The sequence below is a fragment of the Serratia sp. 1D1416 genome (assembly GCF_003641105.1).
Lineage (GTDB): Bacteria > Pseudomonadota > Gammaproteobacteria > Enterobacterales > Enterobacteriaceae > Serratia > Serratia ficaria.
Genome location: NZ_CP032738.1, coordinates 3,742,697 through 3,762,542, shown reverse-complemented (window position 1 = coordinate 3,762,542; position 19,846 = coordinate 3,742,697). Strand labels below are relative to the sequence as shown.

Annotated in this window: 17 protein-coding genes; 6 read left to right on the top strand and 11 right to left on the bottom strand. The window is 61.4% G+C overall.

Annotation, left to right across the window (positions count from 1 at the left end):
• Positions 1–9: 9 nt before the first annotated feature.
• On the bottom strand, positions 10–1,878 hold the full coding sequence (gene kup / locus D7I37_RS18215) for a low affinity potassium transporter Kup (RefSeq protein ID WP_129544137.1): 1,869 nt from the start codon (positions 1,876–1,878) through the stop codon (positions 10–12).
• A 331-nt stretch (positions 1,879–2,209) separates the two neighbouring features.
• Between kup and hflD the strand changes: the two genes are divergently transcribed.
• Both hflD and purB read left to right on the top strand, forming a co-directional pair.
• Complete coding sequence (hflD, locus tag D7I37_RS18210; protein WP_061795392.1) at positions 2,210–2,836, top strand: high frequency lysogenization protein HflD; 627 nt, start codon at positions 2,210–2,212, stop codon at positions 2,834–2,836.
• Positions 2,837–2,858: 22 nt separating this feature from the next.
• Entirely contained in the window at positions 2,859–4,229 is a 1,371-nt protein-coding gene (purB, locus tag D7I37_RS18205; RefSeq protein ID WP_061795391.1) for an adenylosuccinate lyase, read from the top strand.
• 311 nt (positions 4,230–4,540) lie between these two features.
• On the opposite strand, the gene D7I37_RS18200 is transcribed toward purB, so the two are convergent.
• From D7I37_RS18200 to D7I37_RS18180, 5 genes are all read right to left on the bottom strand, one after another.
• Positions 4,541–4,843, bottom strand: a complete 303-nt coding sequence (locus D7I37_RS18200) for a contact-dependent growth inhibition system immunity protein (RefSeq protein ID WP_129544136.1) — start codon at positions 4,841–4,843, stop codon at positions 4,541–4,543.
• A gap of 7 nt (positions 4,844–4,850) precedes the next feature.
• Positions 4,851–5,681, bottom strand: a complete 831-nt coding sequence (locus D7I37_RS18195) for an RNase A-like domain-containing protein (RefSeq protein WP_129544135.1) — start codon at positions 5,679–5,681, stop codon at positions 4,851–4,853.
• A gap of 518 nt (positions 5,682–6,199) precedes the next feature.
• Positions 6,200–6,904 carry a GNAT family N-acetyltransferase gene (locus D7I37_RS18190; protein ID WP_061795390.1) on the bottom strand — a complete coding sequence of 235 codons (705 nt, stop codon included), beginning with the start codon at positions 6,902–6,904 and terminating at the stop codon, positions 6,200–6,202.
• 21 nt (positions 6,905–6,925) lie between these two features.
• Positions 6,926–7,378, bottom strand: a complete 453-nt coding sequence (locus D7I37_RS18185; RefSeq protein ID WP_061795389.1) for an N-acetyltransferase — start codon at positions 7,376–7,378, stop codon at positions 6,926–6,928.
• A gap of 117 nt (positions 7,379–7,495) precedes the next feature.
• On the bottom strand, positions 7,496–9,013 hold the full coding sequence (locus tag D7I37_RS18180; RefSeq protein WP_129544134.1) for a PLP-dependent aminotransferase family protein: 1,518 nt from the start codon (positions 9,011–9,013) through the stop codon (positions 7,496–7,498).
• 138 nt (positions 9,014–9,151) lie between these two features.
• On the opposite strand from D7I37_RS18180, the gene D7I37_RS18175 reads away from it, so the two are divergent.
• Positions 9,152–9,916, top strand: coding sequence for a GntR family transcriptional regulator (locus D7I37_RS18175; RefSeq protein ID WP_095097128.1), 765 nt, complete (start codon positions 9,152–9,154; stop codon positions 9,914–9,916).
• Here D7I37_RS18175 and D7I37_RS18170 read toward each other — a convergent pair.
• From D7I37_RS18170 to D7I37_RS18160, 3 genes are read right to left on the bottom strand one after another with little or no spacing between them, the layout of a single operon-like run.
• Positions 9,913–10,878 carry a PfkB family carbohydrate kinase gene (locus D7I37_RS18170; RefSeq protein WP_061795386.1) on the bottom strand — a complete coding sequence of 322 codons (966 nt, stop codon included), beginning with the start codon at positions 10,876–10,878 and terminating at the stop codon, positions 9,913–9,915. The two genes, D7I37_RS18175 and D7I37_RS18170, sit on opposite strands and share 4 nt — an antisense overlap.
• A complete protein-coding gene (locus tag D7I37_RS18165) occupies positions 10,875–11,894 on the bottom strand; it encodes an ADP-ribosylglycohydrolase family protein (RefSeq protein WP_061795385.1) in 1,020 nt (339 codons plus the stop codon). Before D7I37_RS18165 ends, D7I37_RS18170 begins: the two co-directional genes overlap by 4 nt.
• 50 nt (positions 11,895–11,944) lie before the next feature.
• A complete protein-coding gene (locus D7I37_RS18160; RefSeq protein ID WP_061795384.1) occupies positions 11,945–13,195 on the bottom strand; it encodes a nucleoside permease in 1,251 nt (416 codons plus the stop codon).
• 422 nt (positions 13,196–13,617) lie between these two features.
• On the opposite strand from D7I37_RS18160, the gene phoP reads away from it, so the two are divergent.
• The 3 genes from phoP (at position 13,618) to D7I37_RS18145 (ending at position 17,081) form a co-directional block, all read left to right on the top strand.
• Entirely contained in the window at positions 13,618–14,289 is a 672-nt protein-coding gene (gene phoP, locus D7I37_RS18155) for a two-component system response regulator PhoP (RefSeq protein WP_020826469.1), read from the top strand.
• 5 nt (positions 14,290–14,294) lie between these two features.
• A complete protein-coding gene (gene phoQ, locus D7I37_RS18150) occupies positions 14,295–15,752 on the top strand; it encodes a two-component system sensor histidine kinase PhoQ (RefSeq protein WP_061795521.1) in 1,458 nt (485 codons plus the stop codon).
• 207 nt (positions 15,753–15,959) lie between these two features.
• Entirely contained in the window at positions 15,960–17,081 is a 1,122-nt protein-coding gene (locus tag D7I37_RS18145; RefSeq protein ID WP_061795383.1) for a cupin domain-containing protein, read from the top strand.
• Between the two features lie 349 nt (positions 17,082–17,430).
• On the opposite strand, the gene D7I37_RS18140 is transcribed toward D7I37_RS18145, so the two are convergent.
• Complete coding sequence (locus tag D7I37_RS18140; protein WP_129544133.1) at positions 17,431–18,519, bottom strand: malate/lactate/ureidoglycolate dehydrogenase; 1,089 nt, start codon at positions 18,517–18,519, stop codon at positions 17,431–17,433.
• 89 nt (positions 18,520–18,608) lie between these two features.
• Positions 18,609–19,838, bottom strand: coding sequence for a peptidase T (gene pepT / locus D7I37_RS18135; RefSeq protein WP_095100116.1), 1,230 nt, complete (start codon positions 19,836–19,838; stop codon positions 18,609–18,611).
• Positions 19,839–19,846 lie beyond the last annotated feature (8 nt).

Sequence of the window (19,846 nt, the reverse complement as noted above, 5' to 3'; positions counted from 1 at the left end):
CTTTTTCATTCAGAACTCCACCTGCGCGCCCAGCTCTATCACCCGATTGGGCGGGATCTCAAACAGATCCGGCGCCCGCAGCGCGTTGCGTTGCAGCAGCTGGAACACCCGGCCGCGTATCCGCAGATACCAGGGCCGTTTACCCAACACCAGCGTATCGCGCGACATAAAGAACGAGGTTTCATTCATGGTGAAACTCATCCCCTCCAGCCCGCAGCGGTAGAGAATGTCGGTGACGTTGGGCGTCTCGCGCCAGCCGTAGCTGGCCACCACGCGCCAGAAACTCGACGACAGCTGCTCGATGGTCACCCGCTGCACGTTGTGCACATAGGGCATGTCGGTGGTGGTGATGGTCAGCAGCACCACCCGTTCGTGCATCACCTTGTTGTGCTTCAGGTTATGCAGCAACACCAGCGGCACCGCATGGGGCGTGCGCTCCATGAACACCGCGGTACCCGGCACCCGCTGCGGCGGCGCTTTCTCCAGCGATTCGATCAATGCGGTCAGGCCCTCCTGATTGTCGCGCAGCCGGCGGATCAAGCGCGAGCGTTCGGTTTTCCACGTCAGCATGATCAGCAAAATGACCAACCCCAACGCCACCGGCAACCAGCCGCCGGACACCAGCTTGATCAGGTTGGCGCCGAACAGCGGAATGTCGACCGCCATCATCGCCAGCAGCATCGCCACGCCCCAGTAGCGCGGCCAGCCCCAGTTTTTCACCGCCACGATGCTCAGCAAGACAGAAGACAACAGCATGGTGCCGGTCACCACGATGCCATACGCGGAAGCCAGGTTGCCGGAATGCTTGAAGCTGACGATCACCACCAGCACCGCGGCGAACAGCAGCCAGTTAACCACCGGGATGTAGATCTGGCCAGACTCCTGATCGGAGGTGTAGATGATGCGCATCGGCGGCAGATAGCCCAGGCGCACCGCCTGACGCGTTAGCGAGAACACGCCGGAGATCACCGCCTGCGAGGCGATCACCGTCGCCAGCGTGGCGATCACCAATAACGGGATCAGCGCCCAGTTCGGCGCCAGCAGGAAAAACGGGTTATCGATCGCCGCCGGATTAACCAGCAGCAGCGCGCCCTGGCCGAAATAGTTCAGCACCAGCGACGGCGCCACCAGGGTAAACCAGGCGAGGCGTATCGGCTTTTTGCCGAAGTGGCCCATATCGGCGTACAGCGCCTCGGCGCCGGTTACCGCCAGCACCACCATCCCCAGCGCAAAAAACGATACCGCCCGGTATTCCAGAAAGAAATTAACCGCCCAATAAGGATTCAACGCCCGCAGCACCTCGGGGTGACGCAGGATGCCGCCAACGCCCAACAGCGCCAGCGTCAGAAACCAGACGACCATCGCCGGCGCGAACAGCTTGCCGACGCTGCCGGTGCCGCGCTTCTGGATCACGAACAGCAGGGTCAGAACCAGGATCGCCAGCGGGATGATAAAGCGGTCCAGCTCCGGCGCGATAATCTGCAGCCCCTCAATGGCCGAAAGCACCGAAATGGCCGGGGTGATCACCCCGTCGCCATAGAAAAAGCTGCCGCCCACCAGGCCGATGAGCACCGCCGCCGGCACCCAGCGCGAGTCCAGCCGACGCACCGCCAGCGACATCAGCGTCAGCACGCCGCCTTCGCCGTCGTTATCGGCGCGCATCACGAAGCAGACGTATTTGATGGACACCACCAGCGTCAACAGCCAGAAAATCAGCGACAAAAAACCGTAGATCGACGCCGGCGTCATGGCGATGCCTTCTTCGGCGGTCAGACACTCGCGCAGGGTATACAGCGGGCTGGTACCGATATCGCCGTACACCACGCCGATGGCCGCCAGCGTTACCGCCGGCAGCGGCTGCTTGTTTTTTACATGCATAAAGGGGTCTTTTTTAAGGGGTCACGTTGGCAGTATAGATGCCGCCGTTCAACTTTATTCATTGCCGCAACAATAAGTTCGCCCCCCCGTTCCGAGGATTTCCGCTGCATGTTTGCGCAGTTCCGCGCCGCGCGGCCAATCTGCCCCCGTGTCGGCGTATTAGACGCTGGGTTTAGCCCCGATTTTGTGGCATGATCTGTAACATTCGTTGTCATCGTTGTCACAGCCACGCCCGATCGTCGCCGATCCGCGGCCGCCGCCGTCACCCTTTCGATACGCGCAACCTTATGCAGTAAGCCATGTACCGTTAACAGCGTTTACAGGAGTAATCGTGGCGAAGAATTATTATGACATCACGCTGGCGATGGCTGGAATCAGCCAGTCGGCGCGACTGGTGCAGCAGTTGGCGCATGAAGGCCAATGCGACCGCGAGGCCTTCCATACCTCGCTGAGCAGCCTGCTGCAGATGGACCCGCCTTCGACGCTGGCGGTATTCGGCGGCGAAGAGCGCAAGCTGAAGGTTGGCCTCGAAACGCTGATGGGCGTGCTCAACGCCAACAACAAAGGGCCGGGCGCCGAACTGACCCGCTACACCATCAGCCTGATGGTGCTGGAGCGCAAGCTCAACGCCAACAAGCAGGCGATGAATACGCTCGGCGAACGCCTCGGCCAGCTTGAGCGCCAGCTGGCGCATTTTGACCTCGAGTCAGACACCATCATCAGCGCGCTGGCCGGCATTTATGTCGACGTGGTCAGCCCGCTCGGGCCGCGCATCCAGGTCACCGGTTCACCGGCGATCCTGCAGAATCCGCAGGTGCAGGCCAAGGTGCGCGCCACCCTGCTGGCGGGCATCCGCGCCGCGGTGCTGTGGCAACAGGTTGGCGGCAGCCGCCTGCAGTTAATGTTTTCCCGTAATCGTCTGTTCAAACAGGCGCAAAATATCGTTGCTCATTGTTAATAGATCCCAGGAGTTGCTACCGATGGAATTATCCTCACTGACCGCCGTTTCACCCGTTGATGGACGCTACGGTGATAAAGTCAGCGCACTGCGCACCATTTTCAGCGAATACGGTCTGCTGAAATTCCGCGTGCAGGTTGAAGTACGTTGGCTGCAAAAACTGGCCGCCTGCGCAGAAATCAAGGAAGTTCCCGCTTTTGACGCCGACGCAAACGCTTTCCTCGACAAAATCGTCGCCGAGTTCAGCGAAGAAGACGCGCAGCGCATCAAGACCATCGAGCGCACCACCAACCACGACGTGAAAGCGGTGGAGTATTTCCTGAAGGAAAAAGTGGCGGCGATCCCCGCCCTGCACGCGGTGTCCGAATTCATCCACTTCGCCTGCACCTCGGAAGACATCAACAACCTGTCGCACGCGCTGATGCTGCAAACCGCGCGCCAGGACGTGGTGCTGCCGCACTGGCGCAGCATCATCGACGCCATCAAGGGCCTGGCGCTGGAATACCGCGACATCCCGCTGCTGTCGCGCACCCACGGCCAGCCGGCTACCCCGTCTACCGTCGGCAAAGAGTTCGCCAACGTGGCCTACCGCATGGAGCGCCAGTTCCGTCAGCTGGAGCGCGTGGAGATCATGGGTAAAATCAACGGCGCGGTCGGCAACTACAACGCCCACATCGTCGCTTACCCGGAAGTGGACTGGCACCGGTTCAGCGAAGGCTTCGTCAGCTCGCTGGGCATTACCTGGAACCCGTACACCACCCAAATCGAGCCGCACGACTACATCGCCGAGCTGTTCGACTGCGTGGCGCGTTTCAATACCATCCTGATCGACTTCGACCGCGATATCTGGGGCTACATCGCCCTGAACCACTTCAAGCAGAAGACCATCGCCGGTGAAATCGGTTCGTCCACCATGCCGCACAAGGTCAACCCAATCGACTTCGAAAACTCCGAAGGCAACCTGGGCCTGGCCAACGCGGTGCTGGGCCACCTGGCCAGCAAACTGCCGGTTTCCCGCTGGCAGCGCGACCTGACCGACTCCACCGTGCTGCGCAACCTGGGCGTCGGCCTGGGCTACGCGCTGATCGCCTATCAGGCGACCATGAAAGGCATTAGCAAGCTGGAAGTGAACCAGGCGCACCTGCTGGACGAGCTGGATCACAACTGGGAAGTGCTGGCCGAGCCGATCCAGACCGTGATGCGCCGCTACGGCATAGAGAAGCCGTACGAGAAGCTGAAAGAGCTGACCCGCGGCAAGCGCGTGGACGCCGCCGGCATGCAGGCGTTTATCGACGGCCTGGCGCTGCCGGAAGACGAGAAAACCCGTCTGAAGGCAATGACCCCGGCCAACTATATCGGCCGCGCCGCCGCCATGGTTGACGAGCTGAAGTAAGCTTTCCCTGCCCGAGAAAAAAGGCGGCCCGCAGGCTAATGCCGGTCAGTTAAACCTGACTGGCATTTTTTTATCCAATTTCTGTACGCTCCGTACAGGCGGAATTGCCGTAAATATTCCGCATTTCTCTGCTACCGCATTGTCGTCTGCCTGGGGCTGACCCCGCGTGAACATTCCAGCGGTGGCAAACAACGTCTGGGCACATCAGCAAGCGAAGGGATGGCTACTCAAAAGCCCACTTGCAAGGTGGGCTTAACTTAGTAGTAATCCTGCTCGAAATAAATATGTATCAGGTGCTCGCGCGCGGAAAGTTACCCATGTATTTCACTCAATGTCTGGATGATTTTTTCGAGGAAAGCTCGTACAGAGTACCCCCATGCCGTAGGTGAAAACTCCCCTTCAGCCAGGTTTGTAAAGGCAACTTCAAGTTGCTTCTCTTCTGGATACAAACCCAGCAGCATTTGGGCTTCATTCACCGTTTTTTGCACAGTCACAACGTTTTCAGTGTCCCTATAAGACTCAAGGATCTCTTCTACAGATTCTCCAAACAAATCATAATCCTGCCCAAAAAAAACACGGACAAGGGTACCAAGGTTAGGTGTTTGAGATGCCATAATTGCCTTATCTGATAATTGGGTAGGCGGTCAAAATGTAATAGGGCTTACCGTTGTACACTTTTTTGAGTAAGACCACGCGTACGGAGTTGGAAGTTAACTTAATGGAACTTCCTTGTCTGTAACCAAAACCAATAGCTTTACCCGCATTGTGCGTTAGCTCAAGCACGTTAGCCGATGCTGAATGTTGTGCCCACCGCTTAATTAACGCCTTATTGAGCCTTAACGTTCGACTTATCACCTGTTCGGCAGTACGCAAATCGCTAAACGTTGATGCGGACTGCATGGCCGGACTCTTCGCCAAACGCCCGAGTAGTTCCTCCTGTGTTCTGGCAACGTGCTTTCCAATTGTATGGCCACCTCCTTTTATCCCGGGGACAGATTCATGTTCTATCAGCTTCACATGCCCGATACGAACGGAAGCTGCACGAGCTGCACCTATTGCCACAGCAAAAACCAACGGCACGGCAATATCCACGGTAAGCCCCACGTTGTATGCCGTATCCTCATCCGCTCCCAACGTTTTAGCCAGTACGACAGCCGATTGGTAGGTATCAGTGATTGTCGGTTGGCCGGTGATGATCTGATTGGAGGCGGCTTTGATGCTGTCCAGGCTGTGGGTACCAACAACGATGCAGCCGACTTTGGTTAAAAATGTGGGGTCCGGTGCATAGCACATCGCGCCGGCACCTATGAGTTCGACAACCCCACCAGCAAGCCCCAACCCGCCAAATAGGCGATTGCTTAGGGTTTCCCCCTCGGTGACGCTCCGGTCTGACATGACCGCCGCCAGTTGAACCGGCGAAAGTACAACCCTTAAACCTTCCTCTGTTGCCATACTAAATCCCTTTATTGTGGTTGGTTTTACTGTGTACAACCGTAGTTGTAGTTAATGCCGTGCCAGGTGACTTTCGATCTCGGGTAACAATGGATGCTGGCCTCTCCAGCCCCCATACCGGAGTCTTTAAGATTAATAGAACTCCCAACCTCTGACGATATAATTCATGTGATCTGCCGCCATCGCTCCAGATACAACTACCGATCGAAAGATTATTATCTGCTAGGAACTAACACCTTTCTGCTACCATTGATTCCTTGCTCGCTAATTCTCCATCTGTTCGATGATACGATTAGAGCGTTATTTCAATGTGCTCTTTACATAAACCATATTCCTCGTCAGTAATAAATGCTGAAACGCTCAGGAAACGCCCCCTGAGTAACAGGAAATGCCCTTAACAACCTCGGTCGAGACGCGTGATCCTCATGGCGCATCTCACCTTTATCGACCGCAAACTTCACCAACGCCCGCAGAAAAATGCTAACTGACAAGCATTAGGCCCGCAGGCCGCCTTTTTGTTAGTTTCTCAACGCCTGCAGGCGCTGCTTCTGCCGCCCCTGCGCATCGAAGTTATCCGCGCTCAGCCAACGTTCGAACGCCGCGCCGATCGCCGGCCAGCGATCGCCGGTGATGGCGAACCAGTCGGTATCCCGGCTGCGGCCCTTGACGATCACCGCATACCGGAAGCAGCCCTCGTAGCTGAAGCCGAAGCGCAGCGCGGCCTGTTTGGACGGCGCATTATGGCTGTCGCATTTCCATTCACAGCGGCGATAACCCAGTTCGTCGAAGGCATGGCGCAGCATCAGCGCAATGGCTTCGGTGGCGCTCGAACGCCGCTTCATCGCCGGCGACCAGCTGACGTGGCCGATCTCCAGCACGCCGTTGGCCTCATCGATGCGCATAAACGCCACCGTGCCCACCGGCGCACCGCTGGCGGCGTCGAACACCGTAAAGTTGACCAGCGCGTCGTTGGCCTGCAGGTTGTTCAAGTGCTGCCGCATCGCCGCAGGGCTTTCCGGCCGCTCCACCGGCAGATAGGTCCAGTCGCGGCCGTCCGGCGCCTGCTGAAAGGCGGCGAACAGTGCGGCGCTGTCCCGCTGCGGATCGAGCGGCGCCAGCCGGCAAAAACGCCCGCCGAGCGTAGTAACGCCTTGCGGGCGGCGCGCCGGGCGCCAGTCCGCCAGCGGCTCCCCCACCGGCTGACCATGCTGATTGGTTCTCATAGGCTTGCTCCCTGAATGCGGTTAACGGGTATAAACGATGAACGAGCTTCGCTTGCCGATCTTGTCGTACAGCGAACGCGCCGGCGCGTTGTATTCCTGCGTCATCCAGTAAACCCGATCGCTGCCGCGCTGTTCGGCCAGCCGATAGGCCTGCTCAAACAGCTTTTCAGAGACCTTTTGGCCGCGGGCCTGCGGCGACACGTACAGATCTTCGATATAGCAATAGCCGGCGGCGCTCCAGGTCGACGGATGGAACACCAGATTCATCAGCCCCGAAAGCTGACCGTCCGGCCCTTCCGCCACCAGGCCGTGGACCTGCGCATCGTTGCACAGCCGCTCAAAGGTGACATCGCTCACCTGCGGAGCCAGGTCGGCGCGGTAAAAATGCAGATAGCCCTGCCACAACGCCAGCCATTGGCGTTTATCGTCACCGCTCACTCTGCGGATCAGCACTTGATTGTTTGATGGGTTCATGGTGCCTCACGGATAGTAAGATATTATTTCCATTGGGGAAATAATCGAATACCCAGAGGATACACCGGCCGTTGGCGATGGAATACGGACCAATTTACAACGGCGAGCAGACCAATTTCAGCCCGCCGATTCCGTCGGCATTGCGCTGAAGATCTGCGCCAGCCGGCTGATGAACTGCGTGATTTCGTCCGGCGCGTAGGCCGAAAACCCCAGCACCAGCGCGCCGTGCCGCGGCCGTTCGGTGTAAAAATCCGCCAGTCCGTACAGCTGCATGCCCTGCGCCGCGGCCGCCGCGATCAACCGCCGCTCCGTCGCCGCATCGGCCAGCGGGCACACCAGCTGCAGCCCGCCCTGCGGCAGCGTCGGCTGCGTCCAGTCGCCAAGCTGGCGGTGCACTGCGGCGTGCAGTATATCCAGCCGCGCCTTATACAGCCGGCGCATATTCCGCAGGTGCTCGGCATAGAAACCGTCATGCAGGAACCTGAGCAGCGTGGTTTGCGTCAGCGCCGAGGTATAGCCGTCCTGGAACTGCTTGGCGGCCACCATCGGCGCGATCAGCGGCGGCGGCACGATCATAAAACCGATGCGCAACCCCGGAAACAGCGTCTTGCTGAAGGTGCCGATATACAAGGTGCGCCCGTCGCGGTCCAATCCCTGCAGCGCCGCCTTGGGCTGCCGGTCATAGTTGAATTCGCTGTCATAGTCGTCTTCGATGACCCAGGCGCGTTCGCGCCGCGCCCATTCCAGCAGCCTCAGGCGCCGCTCGAGGCTCAGCGAATGCCCCAGAGGATAATGATGCGAGGGGGTGATATAAACGCCCCGCCCGCCGCCGGGCGTCTGAATCAGGCGCTCGACGTCCAGACCGCACGCGTCGACGCCAATCGGCCGGGCTACCAGCCCCGCCGACTGCACCAGCTTTTTGGCGCCCTGATAGCCCGGCTCTTCAACGAACACCGCATCGCCGGGGTCAAACAGCACCTGAGTGCACAAAGACAGCGCCTGCTGCGAGCTGGTGACCACGATCACCTGCTCCGCGCTCGCTTTAACCCCGCGTTCGCGCTGCAGGTACTGCGCGATCGCCGTTCGCAGCTCCGCCACCCCCTGCGGATCGGCGTAGCCGAGCATGCGCTCGCCGTACCGCCTGAGCGCCTGCTTTTCCAGCTGTAGCCAGCTGTCGATGGGAAACGCCCGCAGATCGGGCAGCGACGGGGTCAGCGAGGCGCTGCGCCGGGTATGCGGCGCATGGCGGGCGCTCAACAGCGCCCGACCGTGCGCGCTCAGCTCAGGCTCCGCCAATCGCTCGTCTTTGGCCTGCCCGGCCGCCAGCAGCTCGCGGCCGAGCAGCCTGTCGGGCTGATGGCAGACCACGCTGCCGCGCCCGACGGCGCGGGCGATATAGCCCTCCGCCTCCAGCCGCGCATAGGTCTGTTCGACGGTATCGCGCGACACCGCCAGCCGCGCCGCCAGTCCCCGGCTGGGCGGCAGCCTGGCCAGATAGGGCAGCTCTCCGCCGGTCACCAGCAGCGTTAACGCCTGATGCAATGCCGATCTCAGCGTGATCCCGCGCTGCAACTGCTGGGTAAAGGCCGCCTGTATCGCATCGTCCGCGGCGTAGCGCTTGCTGTTGTGCTTCATGGTATTCCGAGTGGGAAGATGGCCATACCTGCTACTTTACCTCATTTCGCCGCCGCGTCGCTGCGGCGGCAGTTGCGCCGCCGAATGAAATCCCCTTAAATAGGCTATCGCATTGAGGCTACGGGATTTCTGTCGGCTATGAGCATGGACACCAACCAGCGTCTGCTGGACAAACTGCAGCGGGATCTGGCCAGCGCGGGCGCGATGCCGCTGTACCTGCGCTTTAACGAATCGGTGCGCCAGGCCATCGACCAGGGGGTGTTGAGCCAGGGGGATTTTCTGCCCAGCGAGCGCCACTTCACCGATCGGCTCGGCATCTCGCGCATCACGGTGCGCAAGGCATTGGCCTGCCTGGAACAGGACGGCATCATCGGCCGCTCGCGCGGCTACGGCACCTTTATCCAGCCACAGCAGCCGGAGCCCAAGCTGGCCTACTCGCTGGCGGACGTCAAAGGCTTCTCGCGTGAGGTGATGCTGCAGGGGCGCAAACCGGACACGGTGTGGATCAGTCGCGAACAGATCCCCGCCGACCCGGCGCTGGCGGCCAAGCTGGCGCTGGCGGAAAACACCCCGGTATACAAGCTGAAGCGCATCCACTTTATCGATAAACGCCCGATGTCGGTGGCGGTGTCTTACGTGGTGGCGGAAGCGATCGCCAACGTCGAGGACATCGGCGTTTCGCTGTATGACTATTTCCGCCTGAACAACGTCGAGCTGGGCTCGCTGCGCAGCCAGGTGAGCGCGGCGATGAGCGACGACGAGACCCTGCAGGCGCTGCAGCTGAAAGAGCCGATGCCGCTGCTGATCGTGCGGCAGACGCTGTTCGACAGCGGCAAAAAACCGATCGAATACAGCGAAAGCTTCTGCCGCAGCGACATGTACGAGTTTATCAGCGAGGACTAGGCTTCTTCGCTGGCCAGCAGCTGGGCCAGCGTCGGCGCACAGTCGCCGCCGGGCTGCGAAACCACGTAGCCGGCGATGCTGTTGGCCAGCATCATGGTCTGGCGCGGCGTCAGGCCCAGCGCCAATCCGGCCAACAGGCCGGCGCTGTGGCTGTCGCCCGCGCCGATGCTGTCCGCCACCCGCACCCGGCGCGCCGCGATCCAGCCGCAGTCCGCCTCCCCGGCATGGTAATACGCCCCCTCCGCGCCGCAACGCACCACCACCGGCTGGCGGGTGCGCCGCCACAGCCCGCGGCAGAAATGGCCGATATCGCCCCGCATGCCGAGATGCTGCGCCTCACGCTGGTTGAGGGTCAGGATCACCCCCGGGCGGATCAGCCGCTGCAGCAAGGCGGCGTCGATTACGTCGATGCGCGGGCCGATGTCCAGCACGACCCGCACCGTCGGCGGCAGGCGCAGCATCCAGTCGATCAACACCCCGCCTTTGGCGGCGCTCAGCTGATAACCGGAAAGATACGCCAGCCCGGCGACGGGCGCGGCCCGCTCCAGCCAGGCCGCCTGCCACTGGTTTTCCACCCCGTCGATGGAAATGAAGGTGCGCTCGCCGTCCGGCTCCACCAGCGCCATGCACCAACCGTTGTCTTCGCCGCTCACCGGCAGATCGGATCGCAGGCCGCGGCGCGCCATGCCATCGCGCAGGCGGTCGGCCCACGGGCCTTCGCCGACCGGCAGCAGGTTGCGGCTCTCGATGCCCAGCTGTTTCAGCGCCACGGCGATGTTCAGCGCGCAGCCGCCGAGGTGGAACCCCTGCATTTTAGCGGCGACGTCGCCGCCGCGCGGCGGCAGCGCATCGGCGCTGACCACCATATCCATCACCGCCGCGCCGATCACCGTCACCGGGCACTGCTGATGCCATCCACCCTGCGTCAGGCTGCGCAGCAGCTCGCGTCGTTCGTGGCTCATTCCGCCTCCTGCCAGCGCCGGCGGAAACGCAGAAACGCCGGCGCATAGGCGCTGACGTCCAGCGGGTTAACCCTTTTCAACTCCGCCAGCAGCGACGGATCGAAAGCATCGATGCCGTTCAGCGCGCCGCAGACTGCCGTAGCCATCGCGCCGATGGTGTCGGTATCCCCGCCCAGATTGGCGCACAGCACCGCACAGCGGGTGGGATCGGTCTGCGCCAGCTGCACCATCGCCAACGCCGCCGGCACCGACTCGATGGTGCTGACGCCGGCGCCGACCAGCTGATAAACCCGCTCGGAGGCCTGCTCGGTGCCGATGGACTCGTCCACCACCCGGAACGCCAGCTCGATGCGCGCCGACAGCGAGGCGCTGAAGGTAGTCTCCTGGCGGCGCTGGGCGTACTCCGCCACCCCCGGCAGCGCCAGACGGATCTCTTCCCAGCTGGCGCCCTCCACCGCTCGCGACACCGCCCAGGCGATAACGACCGCGCCGGCGACGGCGATGTCGGATTTATGCGTCGGGCTGGAGGCCAGCCAGGTTTGCCGGCAAAAACGCGCCAGCGGCGCTGACGGCAGTACGCAGCCCAGCGGCGACACGCGCATCGCCGCGCCGTTGGTGACGCCGTTGTTCTCCAGCTCGGCGATCGGCGTGCCCTGCTTCTGCGCCCCCAGCGCCAGCTTGGAGCTGGGGCCAAGGATGTTCTTGTTGAAGGCGTCGAAACTGTCCACCCAGCGGATCACGTTGCGGGCGATCAGTTCCGGCACCACCTGCCCTTCCGCCTCCACCAGGGCGTCGGCCAGCGCCAGCGCCATCGAGGTGTCGTCGGTATACTGGCCGGCCTTGAAATAGCAGGCGGCGCTATTTTCCGCCGGGCCGTCGAGAAAACGATCTATCCAGCCGAAGTGGCGTTTAACCCGCTCACGCGGCCACAGTTCGGAAGGCATGCCGAGCGCATCGCCCAGCATTTGCCCATAAAGTGCGCCCACTACGCGTTGTTCCTGGGTTAACTGCTTCATCTGTTGCTCCTGAGTATTGTGCCGCGCCGGGCGTCAGGCCCGGCGCCGAATCATGATTGGGTGAGGCTGACCGGCGTAATGTCGTGGCTGCGCTCGCGGAAAAACAGCAGGAACAGCAGCATCACCGCCACCACCATCGCCGCGCCGACGCCCCACACGGCGAACCAGTCAAAGGTCATGCCGTCGCGCGGCTGCGCCAGCGCGAAGGTGGTCATCGCCCGGCCGCCCAGCCAGTTGCCGATAAAGCTGCCCAGCCCCTGGCAGATCAGGGTGATCAGGCCCTGCGCCGCGGTGCGCATGTGCGGCGGCGCTTTTTTGTCGACGTAGATGTAGCCGGTGACGAAGTAGAAGTCATAGCTGACGCCGTGCAGCAGTATGCCGAGGAACAGCATGCTGTAGGCCCAGACGTCGGCGGTGCCGCCGTAGATAAAGAACAGGTAACGGATGGCGGCGGTGACAAAGCCGAGCATCAGCACTTTCTTGATGCCGAAGCGTTTGAGCAACAGCGGCAGCGCCAGCATGGCGAAGATTTCCGACACTTGGCCGAGGGTCATCCAACCGGTGGCGTCCGGCAGGCCGACCTGGGTCAGATAGCCGTTGGCGAACTGGTAATAGAACGCCAGCGGCATGCAAAACAGGAAGGAACACAGCGCGAAGGTGGCGAACGAACGATCCTTCAGCAGGCCGAGCGCATTCAGGCCAAGCAGCGCCTTGACGTCCACCGGGCCGCTGCCCTTGGCCGGGGTGTTGGGCAAACCGAAGCTGTACAGGCCGAGCAGCAGCGACGCGATGCCGGTGATGATCAGCGGCAGATTGCCGTCGGAGATATTGGCGCTGCCCAACAGCGGCGGCAGCATAAAACCGATCACCAGACCGGAGGCGATCCAGCCCAGCGTGCCCAGCACGCGGATGCGCGGAAACTCTTTTTCGGCGTCGGCGATGTTGGCGAAGGCGATGCTGTTGGTCAGCGCCACGGTCGGCATGTAAGTGATGGCGTACAGCACCAGCAGCGGGAAGAAGCTGGAGAACTGGGTCTGCCAGGCGATGATGAACATCAGCCCGCCGCCCGCCAGGTGCAGCCAGCCCAGCACTTTCTGCGCGGCGAAGTAGCGATCGGCGATCACCCCCACCAGCACCGGCGACAAAATGGCGGCGATGGCGGTGCTGCTGTAGGACCAGGCGATTTCCGCCGGGGTAAAGCCAAGCTTGTTCAGGTACTGCCACAGGGGGACAAACCACGCCCCCCAGATAAACCATTCTGCAAACATCATGACGGACAGCTTCAGATGAGGACGTTTCATTATTATATCCTTGCTGACTCAGGGCCGGCCGGGTTAACCGGGGCGGCGGTGTAAGGGCCTGGTGTTGGCATCAATTTGATACCTTGATAATACCTTAATAATACCTTTGAGTTTTTTCAACGATCTTGCTCACACTTTGTACCGCGGGTCGAGCCGCCTTGCGTTTAAGTTTCGTTTAATTTTGTGCCGCCGTTGTTTATTCAGCGTTTATCAGCCGTTGCCGATAATGATTCGGCACAAAAATTGATAGCGCATATTTCCCGGCTCGCTTGCGGCCTGAGCAGGTTATACCTACCATAACGTCAGCGTTTTCTTCGAATGGACAAGGTGGCCGCGCGTTATCCCTAGGCACGCCGTAAAGCGTGTTACCTTATAGAGCGTGGGTGACAGGATGTTCACCCGCATAGTCACAGGAGTCCCCCATGCGAGTATTGGTTGTTGAAGATAATGGTTTGCTGCGCCACCACCTTTCCGTTCAGATGCGTGAAATGGGCCATCAGGTCGATGCCGCTGAAGACGCCAAAGAGGCCGACTACTTCCTGCAGGAGCATGCGCCGGATATCGCGATCGTCGATCTCGGCCTGCCGGGCGAAGACGGCCTGAGCCTGATCCGCCGCTGGCGCGCTCACCAGATGAAGCTGCCGATCCTGGTGCTGACGGCGCGTGAAAGCTGGCAGGACAAAGTGGCGGTGCTGGAAGCCGGCGCCGACGACTATGTCACCAAGCCGTTTCATCTGGAAGAGGTGATCGCCCGCATGCAGGCGCTGATGCGCCGCAACAGCGGCCTGGCCTCTCAGGTTATCGTGCTGCCGCCGTTCCAGATCGACCTGTCGCGCCGCGAGCTGAGCGTGAACGAACAGCAGATCAAGCTGACCGCCTTTGAATACACCATCATCGAGACGCTGATCCGCAACGCCGGCAAAGTGGTCAGCAAAGATTCGCTGATGCTGCAGCTGTACCCGGACGCCGAACTGCGCGAGAGCCACACCATCGACGTGCTGATGGGCCGCCTGCGCAAAAAACTTCAGGCGGAGTATCCGCAGGAAGTGATCACCACGGTGCGTGGCCAAGGCTATCGATTTGACGCGAAATGAACATCATGTTCAACAAGGATAAAAAACCGTTTTCGCTGCGCGCCCGTTTTCTGATGGCGACCGCCGGGGTGATCCTGGCGCTGTCGCTGTCCTACGGCCTGGTGGCGGTTGTGGGTTATATCGTCAGCTTCGACAAGACCGCCTTCCGCCTGCTGCGCGGCGAAAGCAACCTGTTCTTCAGCCTGGCGCAGTGGAAAGACAACAAGCTCACCATCGCCATTCCCCCCGATCTCGATCTCAACTTCCCTACCCTGGTGTTCATCTACGACGACAAGGGCAAGCTGCTGTGGAGCCAGCGCAAGGTGCCGGAGCTGGAGAAGCTGATCAACAAGGAGTGGCTTGAGGAATCCGGTTTCTACGAAATCGATACCGACACCCGCATCAGTAGCGAAGTGCTGGGCAACAACCCCAAGGCGCAGGATCAGCTGAAAGATTATGACGACACCGACCGGAATGCGCTGACCCACTCGGTGGCGGTCAACACCTACGCCGCCACCGCGCGGCTGCCGGCGCTGACCATCGTGGTGGTCGACAGCATTCCGCAGGAGCTGCAGCGTTCCGACGTGGTGTGGGAATGGTTCAGCTACGTGCTGCTGGCCAACCTGCTGCTGGTGGTGCCGCTGCTGTGGCTGGCGGCCTACTGGAGCCTGCGGCCGATCAAGGCGTTGGTCAATCAGGTCGGCGAACTGGAAAACGGCGAGCGGGAACAGCTGGACGAAAATCCCCCCAGCGAGCTGCGCGGGCTGGTGCGCAACCTGAACATTCTGGTGCGCAACGAACGCCAGCGCTACACCAAATACCGCACCACGCTGTCCGATTTGACCCACAGCCTGAAAACCCCGCTGGCGGTGCTGCAGACCACCCTGCGTTCGCTGCGCTCCGGCAAGCAGACCACCATCGAGGAGGCCGAGCCGATCATGCTGGATCAGATCGGCCGCATCTCGCAGCAGATCGGCTACTACCTGCACCGGGCCAGCATCAACTCGGGCCAAACGGTGCTGACGCGCGAGATCCATTCGGTGCCGGCGCTGCTCGACAGCCTGACGGTGGCGCTGAACAAGGTGTACCAGCGCAAAGGCGTGGTGATCACGCTGGACATTTCGCCGGAGGTGACCTTTGTGGGCGAGAAGAACGACTTTATGGAGGTGATGGGCAACGTGTTGGAAAACGCCTGCAAATACTGCCTGGAGTTTGTCGAGATCACCTCGCTGCATTCCGAGAAAAACCTGACCATCGTCATCGACGACGACGGCCCCGGCATTCCGGAAAGCAAACGCGAACTGATCTTCCAGCGCGGCCAGCGCGTCGATACCCTGCGCCCGGGCCAGGGCCTTGGCCTGTCGGTGGCGGCGGAGATTATCGAGCAGTACGACGGCCAAATCGCCATCAGCGACAGCCCGCTCGGCGGCGCGCGCATGCAGGTGACCTTCGCCCGCCAGCACGACACCCACCACAACGAATGAATTCTGGCGCTCGGGCCCCGATCCACGGGGCCAAACCTCGCTATATACTCTAAATAATTCGAATTGCATTGCGGCGGCCAGTGAGCAAGCCCGATGAGCTTACCGAAGTAAGCGATTCAGGTGAGCAAACGTAGCCAACAAAGATGCAGTTTGAAGCATGACGCGTATAATCGCACTCAGGCTCACTCCTCTCTCCTGGAATAGAACATGGATTATCAATTAGATCTGGACTGGAACGATTTTTTGCAACGCTATTGGCAAAAACGTCCGGTGATTCTGAAGCGCGGCTTCAAAAACTTTATCGATCCGATCTCCCCGGATGAGCTGGCCGGCCTGGCGATGGAAAACGAAGTGGACAGCCGCCTGGTCAGCCATCAGGACGGCCGCTGGCAGGTTGCGCACGGCCCCTTCGAGAGCTTTGATCACCTCGGCGAGAATAACTGGTCGCTGCTGGTGCAGGCGGTGGATCACTGGCATGAGCCTTCCAGCGCGCTGATGCGCCCGTTCCGCCAACTGCCGGACTGGCGAATGGATGACCTGATGATCTCCTTCTCGGTGCCGGGCGGCGGCGTCGGCCCGCACCTCGATCAGTACGACGTGTTTATCATCCAGGGTACCGGCCGCCGCCGTTGGCGGGTGGGCGAGAAGCTGCCGATGAAACAGCACAGCCCGCATCCGGACCTGCTGCAGGTAGAACCTTTCGACGCCATCATCGACGAAGAAATGGAACCGGGCGACATTCTGTATATCCCGCCGGGCTTCCCGCACGAGGGCTACGCGCTGGAAAACGCGCTGAACTACTCGGTGGGCTTCCGCGCGCCGAACGGCCGCGAACTGGTCAGCGGCTTCGCCGACTACGTGCTGGCGCGTGAGCTGGGCAGCAAGCGCTACAGCGATCCGGACATCAAGCTGCGCGAGCAGCCGGCCGAGGTGCTGCCGCAGGAGGTCGACGCGCTGCGGCAGATGATGCTGGAACTGGTGCAGCAGCCGGAACACTTCCAGCACTGGTTCGGCGAGTTTACCTCGCAGTCGCGCCACGAGCTGGACATCTCCCCGCCGGAGCCGCCGTATCAGGCCGGTGAAATTTACGAGCTGCTGCAGCAAGGCGAGCCGCTGCAACGCCTGGGCGGCCTGCGCGTGCTGCGCGTCGGCGACCAGTGCTTCGTCAACGGCGAACTGATCGACACCGAACACCTGCAGGCCGCAAACGCCCTGTGCCAGCACTTCAGCGTCGACGCCGCCCTGCTCGGCGAGGCGCTGGACGATCCGTCGTTCCTGGCGCTGCTCACCGCGCTGGTCAACAGCGGGTACTGGTACTTTAACGACTGAGCTGACGATTGAAACAATAAAGCCACCCATTCGGGTAATGCCGGTCAGTTAAGCCTGACTGGCATTTTTTTATCCAATCTCTGTTCGCTCCGTGCAGGAAGAATTGCCGTAAATACCCTGCATTTCTCTGCTACCGCAATGAACGGCACTTGGAGGGGCCGAGTAACGTTGGCGTAGCCAACCGTCTGATTGGGCAAAGGCGCGGGTTGCAAGGGGCCGCGCCCACGGTCCCTTGCTCGGTCGAGGCGCGTGAGCTTCATGGTACATCTCATATTCATCGACCGAAAACTTCTCCAACGCCCGCAGAAAAACGCTAACTGACAAGCATTAACCCATTCGGGTGGCTTTTTTATGCCTGCCGCGCCTGGGCGCGGTAGCCGTCCAGCTCGGCATCCGCCATGCCGGCCTGCTGCGCGGCGGCGCAAATCTGCCGCCAGGTGTTGGCGTCCACCGGGATGCCCTGCTGCAGCCGCGCCGCGCGGTTGGCCTCTTCCCACTCGCCCGGCACCGCGATCGGCTGGCCGTCGCTCGGCGGCGAAGCCTTGACCCAGTCGATGAAGGCTTCGGCCTCTTCCTGCATCGCCGGCGCCTCGAAGGCCTGCGGGTTGAGGATCAGGGTGGTCATGCAGTTGAAGATGGCGTCGCTGTCGGCCTTCAGGGTCGCGTCATGGGTAGTGCGGCCGCCGGACAGCGCGCCACCGAGGATCTCGCACAGCGCCGCCAGCGCATAGCCCTTGTGGGCGCCGAACGGCAGCAGCGAGCCGAACGGCTGTTGGTGCATCACCTTAGGTTCCCGGGTCGGTTGGCCATGCTGGTCAATCAGGTAGCCCGGCGCCACCTGCAAGCCTTTGTTGTAGGCCACGCGGGTTTTACCGAAGGCGATGCCGCTGGTGGCGAAGTCCAGCAGCAGCGGGGTTTTCCCCGGCCGCGGGAAGATGACGCAGAACGGATTGGTGCCGAAGCGGCGATCGCTGCCGCCGAATGGCGCCACCATAGGATCGCCCACCACGTTGACGAAGTGAATCGAGATAAAGCCGGCGCGGGCGCACTGTTCCGCCCAGTGGCCGATGCGGCCGATATGGTGCGCATTGTGCAACGCCACCGCCGCCAGCCCCAGTTGCCCGGCGCGTTCGATGCCCTTGGCCATCGCCTCGTTGGCCACCACCTGGCCAAAGCCCCGGCCGCCGTTGACGGTCAGCACCGCGCCGGCGTCGCGCACCACCTCGGCGTGTTGATTAAGCTGCAACTGCCCCTGCGCCAGCGAGGCCATGTAGCTGGGGATCATGCCGACGCCGTGCGAATCGTGCCCGGCCAAATTGGCCTGCACCAGGTGCTCGGCCACCAGTTCGGCCTCGCGCGCCGTGCTGCCGGCCCGGCGCCAGATGGCCTGAACGAACTGCCCCAGGCTCTGGCTGTCGATGCGGTACTCAGTGCTCATACTGCAAGTCCTTGCGCTTAAAAAGTGTTCCCTCACACTAAGAGCAAATCATTGTTGCGGCAAGCAATTATGACAAAGGCAAGCGTCGTTTATCGCGCCCGCTCGGCGGTCAGCGCGGCGATGCGCACGATCACCGCCACCGCCTGTTCCATCCCCTCCAGCGACACGAATTCGTGCTTGCCGTGGTAGTTATAACCGCCGGTAAACAGATTTGGGCACGGCAGGCCGCGGAACGACAGCTGAGCGCCGTCGGTGCCGCCGCGGATCGGCTTCATCACCGGTTCGATGCCGCAGTCGCGCATCGCCTGCTGCGCCAGCGCAATCACCTGCGGATGCTCCGCAACCTGTTCGCGCATATTGTAATAGCTGTCTTCGATGGTCACTTCGATATAGCAATCGCGCGGCAAGCCTTTGCCCACCTGCCGGGCCACCTCCACCATCTTGCGTTTGCGCGCCTCGAAGCCTTCGCGCTCGAAGTCGCGCAGGAGGTAGTGCATCTCGGCGCGCTCCACGTGCCCCTTGATGCTGCTGAGGTGGTAAAAGCCCTGATAGCCGTCGGTGGTTTCGGGGGTTTCATCGGCGGGCAGCGCCTGGTGTATGCGGGTAGCCAGCGACAGCGCATTGACCATCACGCCCTTGGCGCTGCCGGGATGGACGCCGTTGCCGACGATTTTCACCGTCACCGCCGCGGCGTTGAAGTTTTCGCACTCCAGCTCGCCGACGCCGCCGCCGTCCACGGTATAGGCCCATTGGGCGTCGAACGCCGCCACGTCGAACAGCTGCGCGCCCTTGCCCACCTCTTCATCCGGGGTGAAGGCCACGCGGATATCGCCATGCGGGATCTTGCGCCGGCGCAGGCGCACCATGGCGGTAAGGATTTCGGCGATGCCGGCCTTGTCGTCGGCGCCCAGCAGCGTTTTGCCGTCGGTGGTGATCAGCGTCTGGCCCAGCATCTGGTGCAGGATCGGAAACATCACCGGCGAAAGCACCTCATCGCCGATGCCCAACGCGATGTCGCCGCCGCGGTAATTTTCGACGATCTGCGGATTGACGTGCTTGCCGCTGAAATCCGGCGAGGTGTCCAGATGGGCGATAAAACCGATCGCCGGCACCGGCCAGGCGACGTTGCCCGGCCAGGTGCCCATCACGCAGCCGTGCTCGCTGAGCGACACCCGTTCAAATCCCAGTTCGATCATTTCCTGTTGCAGCGCGCGCGCCAGCTTCAGCTGCCCGTCGGTGCTCGGCACATGCTTGACGTTCGCTTTGGATTGGGTGTCGAAAGAGACGTAGTTGAAAAAGCGATCAAGTAGTTTATCCATGGTAGCGG

Excerpts from the sequence above, each read along its gene's own strand:
- kup (WP_129544137.1), bottom strand. The coding sequence starts at position 1,878 with ATGCATGTAAAAAACAAGCAGCCGCTGCCGGCGGTAACGCTGGCGGCC.
- purB (WP_061795391.1), top strand. The coding sequence starts at position 2,859 with ATGGAATTATCCTCACTGACCGCCGTTTCACCCGTTGATGGACGCTAC.
- D7I37_RS18200 (WP_129544136.1), bottom strand. The coding sequence starts at position 4,843 with ATGGCATCTCAAACACCTAACCTTGGTACCCTTGTCCGTGTTTTTTTT.
- D7I37_RS18195 (WP_129544135.1), bottom strand. The coding sequence starts at position 5,681 with ATGGCAACAGAGGAAGGTTTAAGGGTTGTACTTTCGCCGGTTCAACTG.
- D7I37_RS18190 (WP_061795390.1), bottom strand. The coding sequence starts at position 6,904 with ATGAGAACCAATCAGCATGGTCAGCCGGTGGGGGAGCCGCTGGCGGAC.
- D7I37_RS18185 (WP_061795389.1), bottom strand. The coding sequence starts at position 7,378 with ATGAACCCATCAAACAATCAAGTGCTGATCCGCAGAGTGAGCGGTGAC.
- D7I37_RS18180 (WP_129544134.1), bottom strand. The coding sequence starts at position 9,013 with ATGAAGCACAACAGCAAGCGCTACGCCGCGGACGATGCGATACAGGCG.
- D7I37_RS18175 (WP_095097128.1), top strand. The coding sequence starts at position 9,152 with ATGAGCATGGACACCAACCAGCGTCTGCTGGACAAACTGCAGCGGGAT.
- D7I37_RS18170 (WP_061795386.1), bottom strand. The coding sequence starts at position 10,878 with ATGAGCCACGAACGACGCGAGCTGCTGCGCAGCCTGACGCAGGGTGGA.
- D7I37_RS18165 (WP_061795385.1), bottom strand. The coding sequence starts at position 11,894 with ATGAAGCAGTTAACCCAGGAACAACGCGTAGTGGGCGCACTTTATGGG.
- D7I37_RS18160 (WP_061795384.1), bottom strand. The coding sequence starts at position 13,195 with ATGAAACGTCCTCATCTGAAGCTGTCCGTCATGATGTTTGCAGAATGG.
- phoP (WP_020826469.1), top strand. The coding sequence starts at position 13,618 with ATGCGAGTATTGGTTGTTGAAGATAATGGTTTGCTGCGCCACCACCTT.
- phoQ (WP_061795521.1), top strand. The coding sequence starts at position 14,295 with ATGTTCAACAAGGATAAAAAACCGTTTTCGCTGCGCGCCCGTTTTCTG.
- D7I37_RS18145 (WP_061795383.1), top strand. The coding sequence starts at position 15,960 with ATGGATTATCAATTAGATCTGGACTGGAACGATTTTTTGCAACGCTAT.
- D7I37_RS18140 (WP_129544133.1), bottom strand. The coding sequence starts at position 18,519 with ATGAGCACTGAGTACCGCATCGACAGCCAGAGCCTGGGGCAGTTCGTT.
- pepT (WP_095100116.1), bottom strand. The coding sequence starts at position 19,838 with ATGGATAAACTACTTGATCGCTTTTTCAACTACGTCTCTTTCGACACC.